We start from the raw sequence: 22,533 nt of genomic DNA, 5'->3' as shown, positions 1-22,533 counted from the left end.
TCGTCGCCTCATGTGCACACATCCGCTCCGTGCGCATGTTGCGACAGAACGCGCGTCGATCGTCGCGTGGATCGTCGCAGTGTGCGCACGCACGGACGGGAGGCGCGGTGCGGGTCGGACCCGCACCGCGCCTCCCGTCCGTGGTCACGTCGAGAACCGCAGCGTCACCGCACCGGCGACGCCTCCCGCGCACCAGCCTCCCGCGCAGCAGCCTCCCGCGCAGCGGCAGCCGCCGCGTCCTGCGCCGCGAACGGCAGGTCACCGAGGTCCAGGTGCGGGTTCGTGTCCTGCGTGAGCACGAGTTCCTTCGCCTCGTCCTCGGTCTCCACCGCCGGCATCGACCCGGGCAGCGGGCGCAGCGAGGACTCCTTCATGCAGAAGACACCGATCGCTCCGACGACGCTCATCGCCATCAGGAAGTACGCCGGCGCGAGCTCGTCACCCGTCGCGGTGAGCAGCGCTTGCACGATCAGGGGCGTGGTCCCGCCGAACACCGCGATCGCGATGTTGTAGGCGAAGCCCATGCCGCCGTACCGCGTCGAGGTCGGGAACAGCGCCGGCAGCGACGCAGCCTGGTTCGACACCCACAGCGCCGTCATCAACGCGAGCAGTCCGAGGCCGGCGAGCGTCGACCACTGCGCCCCGTGCCCGATCAGCATGAAGGCCGGCACGACGAGCACGACCGTGGTGGCGGCACCGATCCACATCACGACGCGGCGCCCGAGGCGATCGGAGAGCTTGCCGGTCAGCGGCAGCATCACCGCGAGGAGCAGGAGCACCGGGATCGTCAGCAGCGTGCCGTCGATGGCGGAGTACCCGAGCGAGTCGGTCAGGTACGTCGGCATGTACGAGGTCAGGGCGTAGCCGACGGTGTTCGACGCGGCGACGAGCATGATCGCGATGACGATCGGGCGCCAGTGCTGGCGGACCATCGCGACGACGTTGGCCGGACGCTCACCGTCGAAGGACGCACGGGACTCGCTCGCGGCCTCCTGCGCGGCCTGGGTCGCCTGGAACACCGGCGACTCCTCGATGCGCAGCCGGAAGTAGATGGCCACGACACCGATCACACCGGCCGCCAGGAACGGGAAGCGCCAGCCGTAGGCGGTCATCGCCTCGTCGCCCAGGGTGATCTGCAGCACCGACACCACGGTTGCACCGAGCGCGAAGCCCAGGTAGCTGCCGAAGTCCAGGATGCTCGCGAAGAAACCGCGACGGCGGTCCGGGGCGTACTCGGTGACGAACGTCGTCGCCCCGGCGTACTCACCACCGGTCGAGAAGCCCTGCGCGAGCTTGAGCACGACGAGCAGGATCGGGCCGAACACGCCGATCGTCGCGTACGCGGGGAGCGCCCCGATCAGGAACGTCGACGCCGCCATCATGATCAGCGTCGTCGCGAGCACCTTCTGCCGGCCGATCTTGTCGCCGAGGCGTCCGAACACGATGCCACCGAGCGGCCGCGCGATGTAGGTCGCCGCGAACACCCCGAGGCTGAACAGGATCTGCACCGAGGGTTCGGCCGTCGGCAGGAAGACCTTTCCCATCGTCACGGCCAGGTAGCCGTACACACCGACGTCGTACCACTCCATGGTGTTGCCGACGACCATGCCGCTGACGGCTCGTCGCATCATGCTCTTGTCGACCACGGTGACGTCGCTCTCGCGCAGCCGTCGGTGTGGTCGGGTGTTGGTACTGCTGGGGTCGGAACCCATGCCTTGCTCCTCGAGAAGATCGGTGGGCCGTCGGGAACCGGCCCAGAACAGCGAGCGACGTTACCGAGCAACCGAAATGTCATTGGCCGGTGATTCTCAGGGAAGGGCGTGTCACCCGAACGGGGGTCGCCGCTGATCCGCACCAGTCCGGCGAACCCGGAAGCTGAGTAACGAGGCCATAACATCGGCCCATGGCGATCGAACCCGAGACGAAGAACTGGACGTGGGTCATCGAGTCCGCGTGTCCCGAGTGCGGCTACGACGGCAGCGCGGTGACCGTTCGTGACGTGCCGGGCATCATCGACGAGAACACCGCCGGGTGGCCAGCGGTGCTCGACCGCGACGACGTCCGCGACCGCCCGGACGACCAGACCTGGTCCCCGCTCGAGTACGGCGCCCACGTGCGGGACGTGCACCGGAAGATGGCGGAGCGCCTCGAGCTGATGCTCACCGAGGACGCCCCGACGTTCCCGAACTGGGACCAGGACGCCACCGCCGTCGAGGACCGTTACGGCGAGCAGGACCCCGCGGTCGTCGCCCGGGAGCTGCGGGAGTCGGCGGGCCGCGCGGCCCGGGCCTTCGCGGCGGTGCCCGACGAGGTGCTCGAGCGCACCGGGCTCCGGTCCGACGGCAGCGCCTTCACCGTCGCGACGCTCGCCACCTACTACGCGCACGACCCGGTGCACCACCTGTGGGACGTGCGGCGCACGCGCTAGACGTGGGGACCACCGGCCTGGAGGCGCGGTGCGGCCCCGCCCCGCGCCTCCAGGCCGCCTGCGGTCACCCCCGAAACCGGTCGTACCTACCGGAACCGGGCGTACCTACCGGAATCGGGCGTCCCTGCCACGAAGAATCGACCAGGCACGCCCGAATCCACCCTCCATCGCACGTGTGATGGGAAGGATCGGGCGCTCAGGCGAGTGCGTCGAGCACGGCGCGCGCCGTCGCGGCGTCCGTCACCAGCTCGTTGACCAGCCCGCCCCGCACCGCGGCCACGATGCTCGTGACCTTCGCACTGCCCACGGCGACTCCGACCGCGTGCGGCACGGTCGACAGGATCTCGCGCGAGGTCCGCACCATCCGGTCGCTGCCGGGGAACTCGATCGGCGAGCCGTCCGCGGCGTAGAAGTTCAGGCAGACGTCGCCGGCCGCCCGGTCGAACGCGACGTCCTCGACCGGGATGCCCCGGGCCAGGGCGTCCCGCGTGTGGGTCGGCGCCCCGATGCCGAGGATCGCGCCCTTCGCGCGGCTCCAGAGCCCGACGACGTGCTGGAACGCCGGGTCCTCGTCGAGGGTGGACCGCATCGCCGGGGACGGCAGCGCCTGTGCGAACAGGAACGCCGGGATCGCGCCGGAGTGCTCCGCGGCCGTCCGGGTGATCTCGTTCGTCTGGAACCACGGCATCGGGTCGGCCTGCCCGCCCACGGTCGGCACGAGCTGCACGCCGGGCATCGTCGGCATGCCGGACCGTGCGACGTCGTACACGGTGCGGCCGGACGACATCAGGACGGCGTCACCGGGGACGAGTCCCATGCCCTCGACCGCGGCGGCCAGCGGCGCGGCCAGGTCGGCGCCGAGCGTGGCGGCGTGCGTGACCGCGGCGAGGTGGACCGCGCGGAGCCCGAGCACGACCTGCAGCCGTTCGGCGAGCGCCACGGTCTCGTCCTGGAACGGGTCCACGACCTCGATGCGGACGAGTCCGGCCTTGCGGGCCTCGGCGACGAGCCGCGAGACGGTCGGCCGCGAGACCCCGAGGCGCGAGGCGATCTCGACCTGGGTGGCGTCCTCGAGGTAGTACATCCGCGCCGCCTGGTAGACGGTGTCCAGCGGGAACCGGGTGCGCGACGCATCGGGGCCGGGGCCAGCGGTGCTCTCGGACGACATGGAGCAGGACCCTTCGACTCGATCGGACACCGCGATCGTAGTCCGAGCAGGTCTCAGCGGATCGTGAACCCGCCGTCCACACGGAGGTCCGCACCGTTCACCATGGCGCTCGACTCCCCTGCCAGGAACAGCACGGCCGCGGCGATCTCGTCGGGTGTCGCGAAGCGGCCGGTGGGGATCTCGTCCTGGTGCCGGATGCCGTTCTCGTTCGCCCAGGCAGCACGGCCGAGGTCGGTGAGGACGACGGTCGGCGACACGGTGTTCACGGTGACGCCGCGTCCGCCCCACTCGAGCGCGAGCACGTTCGTCAGGCCGATGACGCCGGCCTTCGAGGCGCAGTAGGCGGCGTGGCCGTCGATGCCGACGTGGGCCGCCTGCGATGCGATGTTCACGATCCGCCCGTACCCGGCGTCGAGCATGTGCCGGCCGACGGCCTGCGCCACGCGGAACGTGCCGGTCAGGTTGACGTCGATGGTCGCCGCCCAGGTGTCGGCTGCCAGGTCCTCTGCCGGGGCGAGCGCGGCGATGCCAGCGCAGTTCACCAGCACGTCGACGCCGCCGAAGTGCCGGACGACGTCCGCGACGGTGCGGGTCACGGAGTCGGCATCGGTCACGTCGCAGGCGAATCCGGCATGGAGGCTCGTGGCCGCGCCCGCCCCGTCGGTGGCGGCGTCCGGTCCGGTCGTCACGGGTGCCACGGACGTGGGGAGGTCCGCCGCCGCCGTCATGGCGCCGTCGGCGCGGACGTCGACGACGGCGACACGGGCACCCCGTGCAGCCAGGGCCCGGGCGATGGCGTTGCCGATGCCCGACGCCCCGCCGGTCACCACCGCCGTGCGGCCGCTGAAGTCGTTGGTCAGGTCGATCGTGTCGGGGCCCGGTCGGAGGGCCGCGGCGAAGTCCGTCGTCATGTTCGCTCCCTTGCGTTCGGTGCCGAACCTACCAGAAATTGTGTTCTGGACAAACGTTCTGGAAGGTGTACAGTCATCGCCGAAGCCACCCAACGGAGGAACAGCTCATGTCGACGACGACCGAGAACGCGGCCACGACCGCCCCCACCACGATCCCCACGACGATGCGCGCCGTCGTCGTCCACGGCCCCGGTGACTACCGGCTCGAGGAGCGTCCGGTGCCGACGCCCGGCCCCGGGGAACTCCTGCTCCGCACCGACGCCGTCGGCATCTGCGCGAGCGACCTGAAGTGCTACCACGGCGCCGCGAAGTTCTGGGGCGACGAGAACCGTGCGGCCTGGGCCGAGCGGGACCGCATCCCCGGGCACGAGTTCGTCGGCACGATCGTCGCCGGTGACGACGACGCCCTGACCAAGCGCGGTGTCGCCCTCGGTGACCGGATCGCCTGCGAGCAGATCGTGCCGTGCTGGGAGTGCCGCTACTGCCTCGAGGGCGCGTACTGGATGTGCAACGTGCACGACATGTTCGGCTTCAAGGGCTACGACGGCGCGATGGCCGAGTACGTGCTCGTGCCGGCGAAGGCGCTGACCCATCCGGTGTCGAAGGCGCTGCCCGGCCAGGTCGCCGCGTTCTCCGAGCCGCTTTCCTGCGCGTTCCACGCCGTCGAGCGCGGGGACATCAAGTTCGGCGACACCGTGGTGATCGCCGGAGCTGGCCCGATCGGCCTCTCCGCCATCGCCGGTGCGCGGCAGAAGAACCCGCTGCGGATCATCGCGCTCGACGTGGTCGAGGCGAAGCTCGAGCTGGCCCGCAAGGTCGGCGCCGACCTCACGATCAACATCGCCCAGGAGGACGCGGTCGCCCGGGTCAAGGAGCTCACCGACGGCTACGGCGCCGACGTCTACATCGAGGCGACCGGGCACCCGTCCGCGGTGCCGCAGGGACTGAACCTGCTCCGCAAGCTCGGGACCTTCGTCGAGTACTCGGTGTTCAAGGACGACGTGTCCGTGGACTGGTCGATCATCTCGGACGACAAGGAGCTCGACGTCCGCGGCGCCCACCTCGGCCCGCACACCTGGCCGGCGGCGATCAAGCTGCTCGAGGCCGAGACCCTGCCGATGTCGGAGATCTGCACGCACCAGTTCCCGCTCGAGCAGTTCCAGGAGGCCCTCGACCTGGTCGGCGACTCCGCCGGCGCCAGCGTCAAGGTGTCAATCATCCCGTCCCTGACCGCCCCCACCACGGCCGCACAGGCCACGCAGGCCACGCAGGCCTGACCGACTCCGCCAGCAGGGAGAGAACGAGCATGTCGACGACGACAGCCCGCGCCACCGGCGCCCGCACGACCGCGCCCCGCACCGAGGGCCGCCTGGACCGGATGGGCATCCCCCGTCCGCTCGCCCTCGGGTTCGTCGCCGTCCTGGTCTTCATGACCGGGAACGGCGTCGAGTCGAACTTCATCACGCCGCACATGGTGGCGGTCCTCGGCAGCCCCGAGGCCACCGTGGCGACGATCGTCACGTTCTACAGCTTGGCCGCACTGATCGGCAGCTACATCTCGGGTGCCCTGTCGGACCTGGTCGGTCCGCGCCGGGTGATGATCCTCGGCTTCGCCGTCTGGGTCGTGTTCGAGGTCCTGTTCCTGCTGGCACTCGGCGCCGGCAGTGTCCCGTTCGCCGCCGTGACCTACGCGTTGCGTGGGTTCGGCTACCCGCTGTTCGCCTTCGCGTTCCTGGTCTGGGTGAACATCACCACCCCCGTCGAACGGAACGGCTCCGCGGTCGGCTGGTTCTACGTCGCCTTCACGGGTGGCCTGCCGACCCTCGGCTCGCTGTTCGCGATCGGTGCCATCCCGGTGTTCGGCGGCGGCACGGTCGGTGAGACCGGTGCGATGGTCGCCTCGATCGGCCTGGTCGTGATCGGGTTCCTCATCATGCTGTTCGGCGTCCGGCTGCCGAACGGGTTCACGCGCATCGCCCCCGCCGGCGAGAGCGCCTGGCAGGTGCTGACGAGCGGCATCCGCCTGACGGTCACGCGACCGAAGATCCTGATGGGCTTCCTCGTCCGCCTGATCAACACCGCGCCGGAGTTCGGCATGTTCGTCGTGCTCCCCGCGGTCATCGCGAACGAGCGCGGCTGGGGCCAGAGCCGCTGGCTGCTCATGACGGTCTGCGTCTACGCCACGAACATCCTGGTCAACGCCCTGTTCGGCTGGGTCGGCGACAAGATCGGCTGGCAGCGCACCGTCAAGTGGTTCGGCATCGTCGGCTCCGCCCTCGGGCTCATCGCCTGGTGGTACGTGCCGCAGCTCGTCCCCGCCGGTTCGGACTGGGGCTACGTGCTCTCCGTCGTCGCCGGGTGCGTGTTCGGCTGTCTGCTCGCCGGGTTCGTGCCGATGGGCGCGATCATGCCGGCGCTCGCCCCCGAGCACAAGGGCGCCGCGATGGCGATGTACACCACGGCCGCCGGCGGTGCCGCGTTCCTCGGCACCGGCGTCGTCGCCGCGGTCTTCGCCCTCGGCGGCGGCGGCCAGGCCGCCACGTGGACGTTCGTCGGCTTGTACGCCTGCGCGTTCGTGATGATCCACTTCCTCAAGGTCCCGCAGGGCGACCGAGGACACTGAGTTCCGGGCGACGACGGTCGTCCCGTCGTCGCCCGGTGCACCACCCACCACCATCCCCGGAGGACCCGCACCATGACCACGATCCACGACGACCCGGACGAGTTCGCCGAAGACCAGCTGAGCGGCTGGCTCGCGCTCTACGCCGACCGGGTCCGCGGCGTCCACGGCGGCGTCGTCACCCTGCCCACCGAGGGGGCCGCCCCGCAGGTCGCCGTCGTCGTCGGGGGCGGCTCCGGCCACTACCCCGCGTTCTGCGGCGTCGTCGGCCCGGGCTTCGCCACCGGCGCCGTCGTCGGCAACGTCTTCACCTCGCCGTCGACCGCGCAGGTCTACTCGGTCGCCAAGGCCGCCGACCAGGGCCGCGGTGTCGTGCTGTCGTTCGGCAACTACGCCGGCGACACCATGAACTTCGGGCTCGCGGCCGAGCGGCTGCGTGCCGAGGGCATCGACACCCGCATCGTCGTGGTCACCGACGACGTCGCGAGTGCCGACGACGAGACGAAGCGGCGCGGCATCGCCGGCGACTTCTCCGTCTTCAAGGCGATGGGCGCCGCCGCTGCCGAGGGAGCCGACCTCGACGAGGTCGAACGGATCGGCCGGGCGTCGAACGCCGCGACCCGCACCATCGGCGTCGCGTTCTCGGGCTGCACCATGCCCGGCGCGACCGAGCCACTGTTCACCGTCCCCGACGGCCACCTCGGCCTGGGGCTCGGCATCCACGGCGAGCCGGGCATCCAGGACGTCCCGCTGCTCCGTGCGACGGACCTGGCGTCCCTGCTCGCCGAACGGCTGCTCACCGATCGCCCCGCGACGGCCGGCACCCGGGTCGCCCCGATCCTCAACGGGCTCGGTGACACCAAGTACGAGGAGCTCTTCCTGCTCTGGGGCCGGGTGCTGCCCCTGCTGCAGGACGCCGGGCTCCAGGTCGTCGAACCGGAGGTCGGCGAACTCGTCACGAGCCTCGACATGGGCGGCTGCTCGCTGACGCTGCAGTGGCTCGACGACGAGCTCGAACGCCTCTGGCGCGCCGATGCCTACACGCCCGCCTACCGCAAGGTGGCGGCGCCGGTCGCAGCGCTCGTGCCGGCCGACGCGGTGGACGCCGCCGAGGACGAGGCGACGGTCGTGCCGGAGGCGACCGATGCCTCCCGGCAGGCCGCGCAGACGGCGCGAGCCGCCGTCGAGGCGATGGACGCGCTCCTGCGCGAGCACGAGGAGACGCTCGGCCGCATCGACGCCGTCGCCGGGGACGGCGACCACGGCCGCGGCATGGTCAAGGGGATCGGTGCGGCGCGCAGGGCGGTCGACGGGCTCGGCCCGGAGGCCGGGGTCGCCTTCGTCCTCGGCCGCGCCGGTGACGCATGGGCCGCGTTCGCGGGCGGCACCTCCGGTGTCCTGTGGGGCGCCGCACTCGAGGCGTTCGGCCGCTCCCTCGGCGACGACCGCGAGTCGTACCAGGCCGCCGACGTCGTCGACGCGGCGCAGGCCTTCGCCGACTCGATCGTCCACCTGGGCGGGGCGTCCCGCGGGGACAAGACGCTGCTCGACGCGCTGCTGCCGTTCGTGGACGAACTGCGCGGGGCCGTCGACACCGGCGCACCGCTCGTGGCAGCGTGGGGAACCGCGGCGCGGGTCGCGGTCGAGCATGCCGAGGCCACCGCCGACCTCACGCCGAAGGTCGGACGGGCCAGGCCGCTGGCCGAGAAGAGCCTGGGGACACCCGACGCGGGTGCCACCTCGATGGGGATGATCCTCACGCGGATCGGCGAGGTCCTCGCCGCCCGTGCTGACAAGGAAGGAACACACGCATGACGTACCGTCTCGTGATCGGGTCCGACGACGCCGGGTTCGACTACAAGGAGATCATCAAGGCCGACCTGCTCGCCGACGACCGGGTGTCGGACGTCACCGACGTCGGCGTCGACGCGGACGGCCACACCGCCTACCCCCACGTCGCCGTGGACGCTGCGCGCCTGGTGGCGAACGGCGAAGCCGACCGGGCGATCCTGATCTGCGGCACCGGCCTCGGTGTGGCGATCAGCGCCAACAAGGTGCCGGGCATCCGTGCCGTCACCGCGCACGACTCCTACAGCGTGGAACGGTCGATCCTGTCGAACGACGCCCAAGTGCTCTGCATGGGGCAGCGCGTCGTCGGCGTCGAGCTCGCCCGCCGTCTGGCGAAGGAGTGGCTCGGCTACGAGTTCGACCGTTCCAGTGCCAGCGCCGAGAAGGTGCAGGCGATCTGCGAGTACGACGGCAGCGCACCGGCCGGGGTCGACGCCCAGGCGTAGGCAGAGTTCCGCGCGACACCGGTGTTCGCGCGCTGAACACGCCCGTTCGGGTGTTCGGCACGCGAACACCGGTGTCTTGCGAGCCATCCCGCGCCGCCGCTCAGCCGCGCGCGGCCAAGCGGTGCACGACGGCCTTCGTCGCCTCGTACAGCTCGCGGTAGTCCCGGTAGCCGGCCTCGTACGCCGCGGTCGCCGCAGGGTCCGGTTCGATCACCGTCGCCGGCGGGTTCCACGCACCGATGTCCACGGTGTCGCCCGGCCCCGCGACCAGCTCGGCAGCCAGGTACGCCGAGCCGAAGCACGCACCGATCGTCACGCTCGGCACCGTCTGCCGCAGCCCGGTGACGTCCGACACGATCGTGGGCCACAGCCGTCCGAGCAGCCCGCCGCCGGCCCCGACGAGTTCGCGGACCTCGACCCCGGCGTCGCGCAGGGCCTCGAGGTGGTGCCGCACCGCGTACGCCGTCGCCTCGAGCGTCGCCCGGTAGATGTCCCCGCGCGTGTGCCGGACCGTCAGTCCCGCGAGCACTCCGCGGGCGTCGGGGTCGGCGATCGGCGTCCGCTCCCCCGCGAAGTACGGCAGCATCAGCAGCCCGTTCGCCCCGATGCCGGAGCACCGCGCTTCCTCGAGCATGGTCGACCACTCGCCGTCGACCAGCCGTCGCAGCCAGTCCGTGATCGCCCCGGAGGTCGCCATCCCCCCGGACACGCTCGGCTGGCCCGGGTGCGTGCCGACGGTCGTCCACATCCCCGGCACCGCCGTGGGTTCGGCCGTCGGCACGATCATGAACATCGTGGTGCCGTACTGCAGGAACATCCGGCCCGGCACGGACTCACCGACGCTCACGCCCTCCGCCCAGGCGTCGATGGTCCCGGCCGTCACGGGGATGCCGGCCGGGAGGCCCGTGGCAGCGGCCGCCTCGGGCGTCACGACGCCCGCCTGGTCGCCCGACCACAGCAGGCGCGGCATCTCGAGACCGGGTGCCAGCCGGTCGCACCACTCCGGGATCCACCGGTTCGCGTGCACGTCGTAGAGGGGTGTCGTCTGACTGGCCGAGTGGTGGTCGAGGACGTACTCGCCCGTCAACCGCTCGACCACGCGGGACGACGGCATCGTGAACCGGGCGGCCCGCGCCCAGACGTCGGGTTCGTGCCGGGCGAGCCAGGCGAGCTTCACGCCGGCGGCCTGGGTGCTCAGGGCGGACCCGCAGCGGGCCCGGATCGCGCCCTCGCCGCCGAGCTCGGCCGTGACGTCGTCGAGCAGCTCCGCCGTGCGGGTGTCGATGCCGTACAGGATCGCCGGACCGAGCGGCGCACCGTCGACGTCGGTCAGCAGCGCGCACGGTCCGATGCCGCTCACGCCGACCGCCTGCACCTCGACGTCGGGCACGCGGTCGAGCAGGGAGCGGGTGAGGGTGGTGAACTCCTCCCACCAGACGTCGGAGTCCATCTCGACCAGGCCCTGCTCGGGGCGGTCGACCTCGTGGCGACGGCTCACCTCGGCGAGCACGGTGCCGTCGAACCGGGCCAGCAACGCCTTCGTGCTCGACGTCCCGATGTCCAGACCGAGCACCGCTCGCATGCCGCCTCCTTCGCCGCCACGCGACCGCCGCCGGTCGCGCCACGAGTCTACGAGCGACGCCCAGCTGCCTGTCGGGGGCCGGACGTACGGTACCGACGACTCCAATGCTCCACGAGGGGAACCCGATGAAGAAGTCAGCCTGGCTGCCAGCCGTCATCGCACCGGTCGTCGTCGCCGGTGCGGTTGCCGCCCCGATGATCGCGAACGCCGCGAACGACCCGATCGCGGGGACGAACCCCAGCGCGTCGGACGTCATCGCCAGCATCGCGAAGTCGGCGGACGCCCAGTACTCGGGGAAGCTCTCGCAGACGAGCGCACTCGGGCTCCCTGAACTGCCCACCGGGTCCGGCGGCTCCTCGCTCGAGGGCGACGCCTCCGACGTGCTCGGGCTGCTCACCGCGTCGCACACCGCCCGTGTCTACGTCGACGGCCCCGACAAGCAGCGCGTCCAGCTGACGCAGCAGCTCGCCGAGCAGGACATCGTCCGCAACGGCTCGGACGTCTGGACCTGGGACTCGAAGGAGCGCACGGCCACGCACGTGACCCTGCCGAGCGACACCGCGAAGGACCCGCAGGGCGGCACGACGACCCCGGCGGACATCGCGGAGCAGGCCATCGACGCGATCACCCCGACCACCACCGTGTCGAAGCCGACCGAGGTCAGCGTCGCCGGACACGACGCCTGGCAGATCACCCTGACGCCGAAGTCGTCCGACACCCTCGTCGGAGCCGTCCGGCTGGCCGTCGACCAGCAGACCGGACTCCCGCTCCGTGCGCGCGTCGAGGCAGCAGGCGCGGACGACCCCGCGGTGCAGGTCGGGTTCACGAGCCTCGACTACGGCGCCCCGGCAGCCCGGCTCTTCGACTTCACCCCGCCGTCGAACGCCAAGGTCACCGAGAAGGACCTGTCCGAGGCCGGATCCCACGCGAAGGGCGAGCACGGCGACCACCGTGGCACCCCGAGCGGTGACGAGCCGACCTTCACGGGCACGGGCTGGAGCACGATCGCCGAGCTCCCCGCCGGCACGGTCGACCGGTCCGGGCTCAAGGGCGAGGCCTCCGGCCTGCTCGACCAGCTGACGAAGCCCGTCGACGGCGGCCGCGCCGTGCAGACGTCGCTCGTCTCGGTCTACCTGACCGACGACGGCCGCGTGCTCGCGGGTGCGGTGCCGGTCGCCTCCCTGGTCGACGCCGCGAAGTGAGCGCGGACGACCACGAGGTGCGCACGGCGGGACCGGCGCCCGACCTGGCGATCCGCACCACGGGCCTCCAGAAGGTGTTCCGCAAACAGCGTGCGGTCGACGGGATCGACCTGGCGGTGCCGCGCGGCGCGGTGTTCGGGTTCCTCGGGCCGAACGGTTCCGGCAAGACCACCACGATCCGGATGCTGCTCGGGCTCTCGAGCGCGAGCGGCGGCACCATCGAGCTGCTCGGCGAACCGATGCCGAAGGCGCTGCACGACGTCCTGCCCCGCGTCGGTGCGCTCGTCGAGGGGCCGGCCTTCTACCCGTACCTGTCCGGCCGGGCGAACCTGCAGCGCTTCGACGCCGCCGACCCCACCTCGGACCCGCGCACCCGCAAGGCCCGCGTGGCCCGTGCCCTCGACCGTGTCGGGCTGACCCACGCGGCCGACAAGAAGGCGCACGCGTACTCCCTCGGCATGAAGCAGCGGCTCGGTCTCGCGAACGCCCTGCTGTCCCCGCGTGACCTGCTGGTGCTCGACGAGCCGACGAACGGCCTCGACCCGCAGGGCACGCGCGAGGTCCGCAACCTCATCCGCTCCCTGGCCGACGACGGCACCACGGTGTTCGTGTCGAGCCACCTGCTGGCCGAGATCGAACAGGTCTGCACGCACGCAGCCGTCATGCGGACGGGCAAGATCGTCGCGCAGGGCCCCCTCGACGAGCTGCGCGCAGCCGGGGCCCGGACCGTGACCGTGCGGACGCCCGACATCGGGCAGGCCGGAACCGTCCTCACCCGGCTCGGGCTCACCCCGCGGCACGACGGCGGCGCCGACGTGCTGGTGGCCGACCTGCCGAACGCGCTGCTTCCGGAGACGATCACCGCGGAACTCGTGCGCGCCGACGTCCGGGTGCGCGGCCTGGCGGTGGGCGGCGGCACCCTCGAGGACCTGTTCGTCGCACTCACCGGAGAGGGATTCGATGTCGCAGCCTGACGCGGCCGTGCGCGACCTGGCCGTCCGCCGCCGGCAGCGCCCGTTCGCACTGCTCGGTTCCGAACTCGCGCTGGTGTTCCGGCGTCGCCGCACCTGGGCGATGCTCGGGGCGCTCGCGCTCGTGCCGATCCTGATCGCGGTCGCCGTGAAGCTCACCACCGACGGCGACGACGGCGGGCCGGCATTCCTCGGCGACATCACCAACAACGGCCTGTTCGTGGCGTTCACCGCACTGACGGTTTCGATCCCGCTCTTCCTGCCGCTGACCGTCGGCGTGGTCGCCGGTGACACCGTCGCGGGCGAGGCCAGCCACGGCACGATCCGCTACCTGCTCGTCGCGCCGACGGGCCGCGTGCGGTTCATCCTGGTGAAGTTCGCCGGTGCCGTCGCGTTCTGCCTGGCCGCCACGCTGCTGGTGGTGCTGGTCGGTGCGGCGATCGGCGCCGTGCTGTTCCCGATCGGCCCCGTCACGCTGCTCTCCGGCACCCAGGTCGGCGGCTGGTCGTACGCCGGCCGTGCCCTGCTGCTCGCGCTGTACGTCGCGATGTCGATGCTCGGGCTCGTGGCGATCGGCATGTTCACGTCGACGCTGACGAACGTGCCGGTCGGGGCGATGGCCGCGACGGTCGTGCTCGCCGGGGCGTCGCAGGTGCTCGACCAGCTCCCCCAGCTCGACTGGCTGCACCCGTTCCTGTTCTCGCACCAGTGGCTCGGGTTCGGCGACCTGCTGCGCGACCCGATCTCGTTCGACTCGTTCGGGTCGAACGCGGTGCTGCAGCTCGGGTACGTCGTGGTGTTCGGGGCGCTGGCGTACAGCCGGTTCGCCTCCAAGGACATCCTGAGCTGACCCGGCAGGGGCCCGACACGAAGGTGTCGGGCCCCTGCTACGCGCCGCTCGCGCAGCTCGTTCCGCTCGCTCAGCTCGCGGGCGACGCCGATCCGCCGGCCATCGTCTCCGTGTCGGTCCCCCGCGCATCGGCGTACCGGTCGCGCAGGTCACGGGCCTTCTCGGAGCGGTACCAGTCGAGCCGCGCCCCGGTCTCCACCGTCTGCATGCCGATCACGACCTTGCCGCGGGACTTCATCTCGGCGAGGTCCTCGTAGGCCTCGACGATGTACTCGAACGGGTAGAAGCCCGAGATCAGCACCTGCACGCGGCGGTCCTGCACGGCCTTCGCCAGCAGGGTGAGCAGCTCGCGGGTCTCCTCGTCCTCGGCGGGTGCGCGGAGGAACCGGACCTCGATGTCCCGGCGCTCCTCGGACGACACGAACCGCTCCTGGCCGACGCCGAGGCGTTCGGCCAGCAGCTCGGCGTTGCTCTCGCCGTGGTTGTCGATGAACGCGGTGATCGGCCGGCCGTCGGCGATGTCGCGGATGCGGTCTTCCTCGCCGTCACCGTACGCGACGGGCAGCGTGCCGATCTGCCGCAGGTAGTCGTGGTTGCGGGGGCTGCCGAGGGCGATCACGGTCGCGCCGGCGTCGTGCGCCAGCTGGCACTCGATGTGTCCGACGCCACCGGCTGCGGCCGAGATCACGACGGTGTCCTGCGGTCCGAGCCGGAGCGACCGGACGACCGACACCGCGGTGCAGCCCGCCAGGTACAGGCCGCCGGCGACCTCCCACCCGACGTGCTCCGGCTTCTTGATGACGGCGCCGCGCGGCACCGCGATCCAGGTGGCGTGGGCGCCGCCGGTCGGCGCGTGTCCCATCACCTCGTCGCCGATGCGGAGGTCCTTCACGCCGTCGCCCCGCGCGCGCACGATGCCGGCGAAGTCGACGCCCTGGTGTGCGGGGAACTCGAGGTCGACGTGGTCGCGGAGCTTCCCTTCGCGCAGGAACCGCTCGATGTGGTTCAGGCCTGCGGCCACGATCTCGACGACGATCTCGCCCGGTCCGGCCTCGGGCTTCTGCTGGGGGACGAGCTCGACGACGTCGAAGTCGCCGTACCGGTCGTACTGCACTGCACTGCCGACTCGCATGGGTGCTCCTTCGCTCCAGGTGTGCGTCCGTGCTACTCGGTGTTCCCGCACGCAACCCGAAGACGTGGGGTACCGCGGCTGTGGACGTGACCAGACGACGGACTGGAGGCCCGTGGCGGCGCCGCCACGGGCCTCCAGTCCGCCGTCACGCGCGTCCACCGCGCGTGGGGACTGGGCTCAGTGCTTGCCGGCGGCCGCGATGACGGCGCGGACCGTGTCGGGGTCGAGGCGGAACGCCCGCGGGTCGGCGTCGCCCCGTAGCACGCGGACCGGTGTCGACCAGACCGAGCCGTCCGCGGCGACGTCGACGACGAGTGCGCCGCTGTCGACGACGGCCGATTCCTCGTCGTACGGGCCGACGACGTCGGTGTCGTTCGCGACACCGGGGGCGACGAGGACCGGGACGCCGGCGAGCGAACCGGCGAAGTGGTGGTGGTAGTGACCGGCGAGGACGACCCGCACGTCGGAACCACGGATGACGTCGGCGAGCGCCTCGGGGTTCTGCAGGCGGAGGGCCTCGTGCAGCTCGGTCGGGGCGGGCAGCGGCGGGTGGTGCAGGACGACGACGCTGCCGTGCGGGGCGTCGTCCGGGCCACTGTGGGCGCCTTCGGCGAGGGCCGTGCGCAGGTGCTCGAGCGCCGTGTCGCTGAGCTCGCCGTACCCGGCACCCGGGACGCTGGTGTCGACGGTCACGATCCGTCGACCCGCGACGACCGACTGCCCGGAGACGGGGACCGTCGGCGGCAGGTACTCCAGCGTGTGCAGCAGCGCCGTGCCGCCGTCGCCCAGGACGTGCCCGTTCGCCAGGACCTGCCGGAAGCCCTCGCGCAGGTCGTGGTTGCCGGGCACCGCGACGACGGCCGCACCGTGGCGTTCCGCCCAGCCGCCGACGCGGTCCCGCACGGTCGCGTAGGACTCGGGGCTGCCGTCCTCGGAGACGTCGCCCGAGACCACCACCAGCCCGATGCCGGGCACCTCGTCGACGTGGGCGAGCAGCCGTTCGAGCGCGGCCGTGGTGTCGACCGCGCCCTGGTGCAGGGCGCCGTCGCCGGTCAGGTGGGTGTCGGAGAGGTGGAGGATGCGGAGGGTCCCGACTGCTGGCGGCTGCATGCGTCCACGGTAGCCACGGCCCCCGTCAGTCCGGTGCTGCGGGCGCTCGGTGAGCAGGAATGGTCGGGTCGCGCCGCCGGACCCGACCATTCCTGCTCACGAAGTCTGGGTCCGAGTTGTCGTGCGACCGTCAGCCCGGAGCGGCCGCCAGCTGGTCCTCGAGGTTGAACACCTCGGGCAGCACCCGCGCCGTCTGGTCGGCGCGCCCGGTGGCCCCGGCGAAGAGGTCCTGCATGTGCGCCTCCCACGCCGCGGCCACCTCGGACGCGGCGAGTGCCGCGTCCGCATCGGCCACCGAATCGGTCTCGTAGTACCCGATGAGCAGCCCGTCGTCGTCGAGGAACAGCGAGTAGTTCCGCCGCCCCGCCGCCGCGATCGCCCGGAGCATCGCCGGCCACACGGTGGCGTGCCGCTCGCGGTAGGCGTCAAGCAGCTCGACCTGCACCTGCAGCCGGAAGCAGACGCGGGTCACCGTCCGGCCTGTTCGCGGCGACGCTGCTCGGCGTCGTGGACGGCGCGCTCGTCGGCGGTGCGGACCGTCCCGGTGACCGTGGTGACGGTGCCGTAGCGCTCGGCCTCGATCGCCTCGAGGGTCTTGCCCTGGGTGCGCGGCGCCCAGATCGTGCCGACCAGGAACGACAGCGCGAGGAGCCCGAGGATCAGGCCGCCGAGGGCCCGCAGCCCGATGTCCGACAGCAGCAGCGGGAACCAGATGCTCAGCAGTCCGACCATCACGCGGGCGGCCAGGAACAGCACGCCCTGGGCGCTGGCGCGGTACCGGGTGGCGAAGAGCTCGCTCGTCCACAGGCCGTAGAACGCCTGTGCGCCGATGCCCGACGAGATGCCCCACGCCACGGCGAAGAACAGCAGGGTGCCGAGGTTGGCGGGCGCGTAGATGAGGACGGCCCACGCGATGATCGCCAGCACGGCCCCGGCGGCGTAGAGCGCGCGGCGGCTGACCCGGTCGGCGTACCGCATGAAGCCGAAGTACGTCGCGGCCACGGTGCAGCCCCAGACCAGGATCTGCAGTCCGTACTGCTCCGTGACGCTCGTGACCCCGGTCGCCGCGTACACCCGGGGCTGGAAGATGCCTGCCTGCCCGGCGACGGTGTTCCAGAGCGCGTAGACGCCGAACAGGAACAGCATCGCGGTCAGGTTCTTCCGGCGGCTGAACAGCTGCGTGATGCCGTGGAAGAAGTTCGCCGTGCCGGTGGCCGCGCGCTCGTCCTTCCAGATCGCGGACTCGGGCAGCCCGCGGCGGAGCCACCACACGATCGCGGCGACGACGAACTGGTGGGCGAAGATGAGCCGGCTGCCGAGCAGGCCGAGCGGGGCGGCGGCGATCGCCAGGGCGAACCCGACCATCGGTCCGATCGACCACGCGAGCTGTGCCGTGCCGACGTGGGCCGCGCGCTTGTCCGCGGGGGCCTGCTCGGCGATGTAGGTCCAGCTCGCCGGCACGCCCGCCCCGACGGCGATGCCGGTCAGGATGAAACCGACCAGGAGCATGCCGTAGCTGCCGGCGAACACCGCGAGCAGGATCCCGAGCATGTAGAGGAGCAGGTCGTACGTGTAGATGAACTTCCGGCCGTACCGGTCGCACAGCGGTCCGCCGACGATCGCGCCGAGGGCGGCACCGAAGGCGTTCGCGGACAGGCTCGCGAGCAGGCCGACCTCGAGGTCGCCGATCCGGAACTCGGCCTGCCAGAGGCTCAGGCTCGTGGCGATCGCGATGATCGACCCCGACTCGATGTAGTTCGACATGGCCACCGAGACGGTGGCCTTCCAGCCCGTGGTGTTCCGGGCTCCGATGCGGACCGCCATTGGTCCTCCGTTCGCGTGTTCGTCGGTGAATCGTTTCAACGGGACGACGAGGACCATAGCGCTCCGGTGCGCGCGCTGGCAAGAGCGGGTTCGCCCGACTACTCCTCGCACCGTGCGAGCGGGCACTCGCCCCACGCGAGGTTGCGCCCGCACCGTGCGAGGGGGCGTTCGCCCCGTGCGAGGTTGCGCACTCCGTGCAAGCCTTTCCACCCCGCACCGAGTGCGGAACCTCGCACCAGCCGCGCGCCTCGCACCAGCCTCACGCCTCGCACCGTGCGCGGGCAGTCGACGCGACACCCCGCGGACGGGAGGCCCGGCACCGGCCCGCCCCGCGCCTCCCGTCCGCGTTTTCCACAGATCACGGCGCGGGCCGACCGCGCGGACCGCGCCGATGCCAGGATGGCCACATGGCGGTCAGTGTGCGAGAGGTGGCAGCGCTCGCGGGCGTGTCCCTCGGCACGGTGTCGAACGTGCTGAACCGCCCCGACAAGGTCGCTCCCGGCACGGTGGAACGCGTGCAGTCCGCGATCGCGACGCTCGGGTTCGTCCGCAACGACTCCGCACGGCAGCTCCGGGCCGGACGCAGCTCCACCGTCGGCCTCATCGTGCTCGACGGCGGCAACCCGTTCTTCACCGACGTCGCCCGGGGCGCCGAGGACGCCGCGATGGACAACGGCCTCGCGGTGTTGATCGGCAACTCCGACGAGTCGACCGACCGCGAACGCACCTACGTCGACCTGTTCGAGGAACGCCGTGTCGCCGGGCTCCTGATCTCCCCCGCCGGCGACGACCTGTCCCGGCTCGCACGGCTGCGCGACCAGGGCACCGCCGTGGTGCTGGTGGACCGCCGCGCCGACGACGAACACTTCGCCTCGGTCTCGGTCGACGACATCGCCGGTGGGCGCATCGCGGTCGAGCACCTCGCGGCGATCGGCCGCACGCACATCGCCTTCGTCGGTGGGCCGTTCGGCATCCGCCAGGTCGCCGACCGGCACGCCGGGGCACTCGCCGCCGCACAGGCCGCGGGCATCCGGCTCGAAGCCCTGCCGACCACCTCGCTGTCCGTGCTCGAAGGGCGCCGCATCGGCGAAGCGATCCAGGCACGCCCGGCCGCCGAACGCCCGGACGCCGTCTTCGCCGCCAACGACCTGCTCGCCGTCGGGCTCGAACAGGCCTTCATCATGCGCGGCACCATCGCGGTGCCCGAGCAGATCGCCATCGTCGGCTACGACGACATCGCGTTCGCCGAGTCCGCCGTGGTCCCGCTGACCTCGGTGCGGCAGCCGGCGCAGGACCTCGGCCGCCGCGCGATCGAACTCCTGACGAAGCAGGTCGAGCAGGGGCAGGACATCGACCTCGAGCACGTCGAGTTCACACCGGAGCTCGTGGTGCGGCAGTCCTCCGTCGCCGACGCCTAGGGCTCGGTCCGGACACGCCTCCCCCGCCGCCTACGATCGGAGCATGGTGCATGTCCCCCGGCGCGACGGTCCGCCGAGCGTGCACCACGTCGCAGCCCGGGCCGGCGTCTCGCTCGCCACGGTCTCGAACGTCCTGAACCACCCCGAGCGGGTCGCCGACGCCACCGCCGCACGGGTGCGGGACGCGATCGACGCGCTCGGGTACACCCCGAACCGCAACGCCCGGGCGCTGGTGTCCGGCAGCACGCGCGCGATCGGCCTGGTCGTGATGTCGCTGCGGAACTCCCTGTTCAGCGACATGGTCAACGGCGCGCAGCTGGCCGCGCGGGAACGTGGCTTCACCCTGCTGATCGCCAGCAGCGAGGACGACCTGCAGGCGCAGGGCGAACACCTCGCCTACCTCGAGAGCGCCCGAGTGTCGGGAATCCTGCTCGCCTCGATGACGGAGTCCCGCGACCAGGTCGAGGTCGCGCGGCGCCACGGCCGACCCGTCGTGTACGTCAACTACGAGCCGACCGAGCTCGACGCGTGCGCGGTGGTCGTGGACAACGAGCAGGCCGGGTTCCTGGCGACCGAGCACCTGATCGACCGCGGCTGCCGACGCATCGGGTTCGTGAGCGCCCGTCCGGACCTGCAGCCCGTCGACCGCCGACGGTCGGGGGTGCTGCGGGCCGTCGCGGCGCACCCGGGGGTCGAGCTCGTCGACGTCGACGCCGGGGACATCGACCCTCCCGGAGGCACCGACGCCGGGCTCCGCATCGCCCGGATGCCCGAGGACGAACGCCCCGACGGGGTGCTGGGTGTGACCGACCTGCTCGCGATGGCCGTCGTCTCCGAGCTCCGGGCCGCCGGGATCCGCGTCCCCGAGGACATCCCCGTGTCCGGCTGCGACCACAACTCCGTGGCGTGGGGCGGTGCGGTGCCGCTGACCTCGGTGACGATGCACGGCTCCGAGATGGGTGCGGCCGCGGTGGAACTGCTGCTCGAGGAGCTCACCGACCCGATGCACGTGCACCGGACCGTCGTGCTCGGCAGTGAGCTGGTGCCCCGCGAGAGCACGCTCGGTCGCGAGGGTGCGGCTGCAGCAGCCGCCGCGGCAGCCGTCGCGGGCACGACGCCGAGCGACCCACGGCGCACCGAGGCCTGACCGGCTGCGGACCAACCCGCGAAAGCGACACATCCGCGGGTCGTCGCTGCGTCCGGTCCGCCAGAGCGACAGATCGGCGCGAACGTTCGGCGGCACACTGTCGCTTTCGCGGGCAGTGGGCCGCGGGCAGCGGGCAGTGGGCAGCGGGCTGCCGGGCCGCGCCGGCGCGCACGAGGCGACGCGGGCCCGCGGACGCGACCGGACACCGGACGGGAGGCGCGGGGCGGGGCCGACACGGGCCTCCCGGCCGGCGGGCGGCGCCACCACCGCACGGTGCAGCGCCCCGCGTCGGCTCGGTGCGAGGTTGCGCACTCCGTGCGAGCCCGCGCGCCCGTCACCGAGTGTGGAACCTCGCACCGAACGACGAACGAACGAGCGAGCGAACGAGCCGCGCGTAACGAAATCGGCACAGCGATTGACACGCTTCAATCCTCGTGGTTCCATCCTGATTGAAACGTTCTAAAACGCAGTAACCGGACCTCGCGACGGCGCGGGATCCGGGTCCGTTTCACCCGGGGTACCCCAGCCCCGGGCCTTACGAGGAGGTAAGGAATGTCAGTTCGTTCCATGACCAAGCGCGCGATCGCCATCGGCGGCGCGACGGTCCTGATCGGCGGGCTCGCAGCGTGCTCGTCCGGCGGCTCCGCCGACGAAGGCGGCGGCAAGGTCGAGATCACCTACCAGGCCGACAACGCCCCGGCCACCGCGGCCACCGCGAAGCCGCTCATCGAGGCCTTCGAGAAGGCCAACCCCGACATCACCGTCAAGTTCGACACCCGACCCCAGGGCACCGACGGCGACAACCTGATCAAGACCCGCCTGTCGACCGGCGAGGCCGCCGACGTCTTCAACTACAACTCCGGCTCGCTCATGCAGGCCCTCAACCCGGACAACACCCTGGTGGACCTGTCCGACGAGAAGTGGGCGGGCGACGTCGACCCGCAGTTCACCAAGGTCGTCAGCACCGACAAGGGCATGTACGGCGCCCCGTTCGGCACGAGCTTCGGCGGTGCGGTGCTCTACAACACGAAGGTCTACGACGACCTCGGCCTCAAGGTCCCGACCACCTGGGACGAGTTCATCAGCAACAGCGAGAAGATCAAGGACGCGGGCGACGTCGCCCCGATCATCCAGACCTACGGCGACACCTGGACGAGCCAGCTGTTCGTCCTCGGTGACTTCGCGAACATCACCGCGCAGGACGAGAAGTGGGCGGACGACTACACCGCCAACAAGGAGTCCTACGCCGACGAACCCGCACTCGCCGGGTTCGAGCACCTCGCCGAGGGCAAGGACAAGGACCTCTACAACGAGGACTACGCCTCGGCCACGCAGGCGAACGGCCTGAAGATGCTGGCCGACGGCACCGGCGCGCAGTACCCGATGCTCACGAACGCGATCTCCGCGATCCAGCAGGACTCCCCCGACGCCGTCGACGACATCGGCGCGTTCGCCCTGCCGGCCGAGGACGCCGCGGACACGAACCTGACGATCTGGGAGCCGAACGGCCTGTACATCCCGAAGACGACCACGGGCGACAAGCTGGCGGCGGCGAAGAAGTTCGTGGCCTTCGCGAACTCCACCGAGGGCTGCAAGGTGCAGAACGACACCGGCACCCCCGCCGGCCCGTACGTCATCTCGACCTGCTCACTGCCGGACGACGTGCCCCCGATGATCGACGACCTGCAGCAGTACCTGGACGACGGCAAGGCGAGCCCCGCGCTCGAGTTCCTGTCCCCGATCAAGGGCCCGAACCTCGAGAAGATCTGCGTGCAGGTCGGCTCGGGCATCACCACCGCGAGCAAGGGCGCCGACCAGTACGACGACGACGTCGTCCAGCAGGCACAGCAGCTCGGCATCAAGGGCTGGTGATCGG

At 71.6% G+C, this 22,533-nt stretch carries 19 protein-coding genes; 11 read left to right on the top strand and 8 right to left on the bottom strand.

All coding sequences use genetic code 11. The annotated features are described in order from the left end of the window. Nucleotides 1-164: 164 nt before the first annotated feature. Nucleotides 165-1,712 carry an MFS transporter gene (locus QRN49_RS02895; protein ID WP_284753888.1) on the bottom strand — a complete coding sequence of 516 codons (1,548 nt, stop codon included), beginning with the start codon at nt 1,710-1,712 and terminating at the stop codon, nt 165-167. Nucleotides 1,713-1,903: 191 nt separating this feature from the next. Between QRN49_RS02895 and QRN49_RS02890 the strand changes: the two genes are divergently transcribed. Then, nucleotides 1,904-2,428, top strand: coding sequence for a DinB family protein (locus tag QRN49_RS02890; protein WP_284753887.1), 525 nt, complete (start codon nt 1,904-1,906; stop codon nt 2,426-2,428). 196 nt (nt 2,429-2,624) lie between these two features. Here QRN49_RS02890 and QRN49_RS02885 read toward each other — a convergent pair whose 3' ends face one another. Together QRN49_RS02885 and QRN49_RS02880 are read right to left on the bottom strand one after the other, a co-directional pair. Then, nucleotides 2,625-3,596: a sugar-binding transcriptional regulator gene (locus QRN49_RS02885; RefSeq protein ID WP_259587683.1), complete on the bottom strand. Its 972-nt coding sequence runs from the start codon at nt 3,594-3,596 to the stop codon at nt 2,625-2,627. A gap of 53 nt (nt 3,597-3,649) precedes the next feature. Continuing rightward, the gene (locus QRN49_RS02880) at nt 3,650-4,507 is read right to left on the bottom strand and encodes a GolD/DthD family dehydrogenase (RefSeq protein ID WP_284753886.1); all 858 of its coding nucleotides are present in this window, start codon (nt 4,505-4,507) and stop codon (nt 3,650-3,652) included. A gap of 107 nt (nt 4,508-4,614) precedes the next feature. Between QRN49_RS02880 and QRN49_RS02875 the strand changes: the two genes are divergently transcribed. From QRN49_RS02875 to QRN49_RS02860, 4 genes are all read left to right on the top strand, one after another. Further along, nucleotides 4,615-5,784, top strand: a complete 1,170-nt coding sequence (locus QRN49_RS02875; protein ID WP_284753885.1) for a zinc-binding dehydrogenase — start codon at nt 4,615-4,617, stop codon at nt 5,782-5,784. A gap of 29 nt (nt 5,785-5,813) precedes the next feature. Next, entirely contained in the window at nt 5,814-7,130 is a 1,317-nt protein-coding gene (locus tag QRN49_RS02870; RefSeq protein ID WP_209049827.1) for an MFS transporter, read from the top strand. Between the two features lie 72 nt (nt 7,131-7,202). Next, entirely contained in the window at nt 7,203-8,942 is a 1,740-nt protein-coding gene (locus tag QRN49_RS02865) for a dihydroxyacetone kinase family protein (RefSeq protein WP_284753884.1), read from the top strand. Beyond that, the gene (locus QRN49_RS02860) at nt 8,939-9,421 is read left to right on the top strand and encodes a ribose-5-phosphate isomerase (protein WP_194623760.1); all 483 of its coding nucleotides are present in this window, start codon (nt 8,939-8,941) and stop codon (nt 9,419-9,421) included. The genes QRN49_RS02865 and QRN49_RS02860 overlap by 4 nt, the downstream gene beginning before the upstream one ends. A gap of 100 nt (nt 9,422-9,521) precedes the next feature. On the opposite strand, the gene QRN49_RS02855 is transcribed toward QRN49_RS02860, so the two are convergent. Then, a complete protein-coding gene (locus QRN49_RS02855) occupies nt 9,522-11,003 on the bottom strand; it encodes an FGGY-family carbohydrate kinase (protein WP_284753883.1) in 1,482 nt (493 codons plus the stop codon). A gap of 125 nt (nt 11,004-11,128) precedes the next feature. Here QRN49_RS02855 and QRN49_RS02850 point away from each other — a divergent pair, with 125 nt between their 5' ends. Genes QRN49_RS02850 through QRN49_RS02840 form a run of 3 tightly spaced genes read left to right on the top strand, consistent with a single transcriptional unit; the run spans nt 11,129 to nt 14,026 of the window. Next, complete coding sequence (locus QRN49_RS02850) at nt 11,129-12,205, top strand: LolA family protein (protein ID WP_284753882.1); 1,077 nt, start codon at nt 11,129-11,131, stop codon at nt 12,203-12,205. Beyond that, complete coding sequence (locus QRN49_RS02845; protein ID WP_284753881.1) at nt 12,202-13,179, top strand: ABC transporter ATP-binding protein; 978 nt, start codon at nt 12,202-12,204, stop codon at nt 13,177-13,179. The genes QRN49_RS02850 and QRN49_RS02845 overlap by 4 nt, the downstream gene beginning before the upstream one ends. Then, complete coding sequence (locus QRN49_RS02840) at nt 13,166-14,026, top strand: ABC transporter permease (RefSeq protein WP_111022129.1); 861 nt, start codon at nt 13,166-13,168, stop codon at nt 14,024-14,026. Before QRN49_RS02845 ends, QRN49_RS02840 begins: the two co-directional genes overlap by 14 nt. Before the next feature lie 70 nt (nt 14,027-14,096). Here the strand turns inward: QRN49_RS02840 and QRN49_RS02835 are convergent, their stop codons facing one another. The 4 genes from QRN49_RS02835 to QRN49_RS02820 all read right to left on the bottom strand — a co-directional run bounded on the left by QRN49_RS02835 (nt 14,097) and on the right by QRN49_RS02820 (nt 18,092). After that, nucleotides 14,097-15,158 (bottom strand): NADP-dependent oxidoreductase, encoded by a 1,062-nt coding sequence (locus QRN49_RS02835; RefSeq protein ID WP_128780897.1) that lies wholly within the window; start codon nt 15,156-15,158, stop codon nt 14,097-14,099. A 177-nt stretch (nt 15,159-15,335) separates the two neighbouring features. Further along, entirely contained in the window at nt 15,336-16,268 is a 933-nt protein-coding gene (locus QRN49_RS02830) for a metallophosphoesterase (protein WP_284753880.1), read from the bottom strand. A gap of 130 nt (nt 16,269-16,398) precedes the next feature. Continuing rightward, a complete protein-coding gene (locus QRN49_RS02825) occupies nt 16,399-16,740 on the bottom strand; it encodes an L-rhamnose mutarotase (RefSeq protein ID WP_284753879.1) in 342 nt (113 codons plus the stop codon). After that, nucleotides 16,737-18,092 carry an MFS transporter gene (locus tag QRN49_RS02820; RefSeq protein ID WP_284753878.1) on the bottom strand — a complete coding sequence of 452 codons (1,356 nt, stop codon included), beginning with the start codon at nt 18,090-18,092 and terminating at the stop codon, nt 16,737-16,739. Before QRN49_RS02820 ends, QRN49_RS02825 begins: the two co-directional genes overlap by 4 nt. 407 nt (nt 18,093-18,499) lie before the next feature. On the opposite strand from QRN49_RS02820, the gene QRN49_RS02815 reads away from it, so the two are divergent. The 3 genes from QRN49_RS02815 to QRN49_RS02805 all read left to right on the top strand — a co-directional run bounded on the left by QRN49_RS02815 (nt 18,500) and on the right by QRN49_RS02805 (nt 22,529). Continuing rightward, complete coding sequence (locus QRN49_RS02815) at nt 18,500-19,510, top strand: LacI family DNA-binding transcriptional regulator (protein WP_071247721.1); 1,011 nt, start codon at nt 18,500-18,502, stop codon at nt 19,508-19,510. Between the two features lie 43 nt (nt 19,511-19,553). Continuing rightward, entirely contained in the window at nt 19,554-20,657 is a 1,104-nt protein-coding gene (locus tag QRN49_RS02810) for a LacI family DNA-binding transcriptional regulator (RefSeq protein ID WP_284753877.1), read from the top strand. A gap of 552 nt (nt 20,658-21,209) precedes the next feature. Next, nucleotides 21,210-22,529 (top strand): ABC transporter substrate-binding protein, encoded by a 1,320-nt coding sequence (locus QRN49_RS02805; RefSeq protein WP_284753876.1) that lies wholly within the window; start codon nt 21,210-21,212, stop codon nt 22,527-22,529. Nucleotides 22,530-22,533 lie beyond the last annotated feature (4 nt).

It is taken from the genome of Curtobacterium sp. ME-Dv--P-122a, assembly GCF_030209645.1.
GTDB classification, from domain to species: domain Bacteria; phylum Actinomycetota; class Actinomycetes; order Actinomycetales; family Microbacteriaceae; genus Curtobacterium; species Curtobacterium flaccumfaciens.
Note: the sequence above shows the minus strand (reverse complement) of the source record. Positions and strands in the feature narration are given on the sequence as shown.